Below are 1,148 nucleotides of genomic sequence, written 5' to 3' on the forward strand. Positions count from 1 at the left end.
CACCCGGAACCGCATGCCCAACAAGCCGTGGGCCTTGTTGCCAATCTGCTGGGTATCAAAACCTATACCATCGTCGCGAACCATCACCTCCACTTCACCCTGAACGGTTGCGAGGTTGAGCCATACATTGTTCGCTCGGGCGTACTTGGCGATGTTGGTGGTGGCCTCCTGCACCAGGCGGTAGATCACCAGTTCGGCATTGGCCGTGAGCTGCACCGCTCCCAGTTCGCAGTGCACCGGAATACCCGCAGTCTTGGAAAACTCCCGACCGAGAATCTCCAGCGCGGCCACCAGTCCCAAATTGGCCAGCGCAGAGGGCCACAGATCTTCGATGATGCGGCGTTTCATCGCAATGCCGGCGTTGAGGGTCTCCACTAAGTGCTGCAGCCTCTCCTGTGCCTCCGGCGCGGTCGCGCCCAGACGCGATTTGATGCGTGCCACATCCAGCTTGGCAGCGGTTAACAAGGCACCTAACTCGTCATGCAGGTCGCGGGCAATGCGATGACGTTCGTCTTCGCGCGCGGTTTGCAAGTGGTTGTTCAATTCGACCAGTTGCAAGGTGCGGCGTACCACCTCACGCTGCAGGTGTTCCTGTTCGGCCAGCATCGCCTTCTGGTGCATGTCCTGCTGGGCCTTCAAGGCCTGGTTGTGCCGCATGTTCAGCAACACCAGGAACAGGCTGGTCACCGCCAGCAAGGCAACACCCACCCGGCTGAACAGCAGGATGTCCGAAACCTCTTGTTGGCTCTTCTGTAGACGAAGGGTTTCCATGTCCAGGAGTTCAGTACCAGTTGTGCGGATGGCGGCCATGTACTCCTGGCCTATGCCGCTGAGCGTGAAATCCCTGCCGGACTGGCGTTTACCCTCTTTTTCCATTTGGACCGTGATGGCGAGTTCCGACAACTTGGTCTCGGTCAGGGTGCGTAGTTTTCGCAGCAGTTCGGCAGACTGTGGCTCCTGGCTGTAAGCGGCGTCCAGCTGTGCGAAGGTCGCAGCAATATTTTTCAGCGCGGGGCGGTACGGCTCCAGGTATTCTTCCTGGCCCGTCAATAGGTACCCCCGTTGCCCCGACTCAGCGTCGAGCACACCCTTGGTGAGGTCGTACAAATGAAGCCGGTTCTGGGCAATTGCACCCAGCCGCTGCACCA

The 1,148-nt window shown here is 59.3% G+C and carries 1 protein-coding gene; it reads right to left on the reverse strand.

What is annotated here, in order from left to right; all coding sequences use genetic code 11:
• Positions 1-1,107, reverse strand: a 1,107-nt coding sequence (locus AC097P_RS24525; RefSeq protein ID WP_479613023.1) for a CHASE3 domain-containing protein, incomplete at its 3' end; no start/stop codon positions are given.
• Positions 1,108-1,148: the final 41 nt, after the last annotated feature.

It is taken from the genome of Rhodoferax sp. ZS1R8, assembly GCF_056521325.1.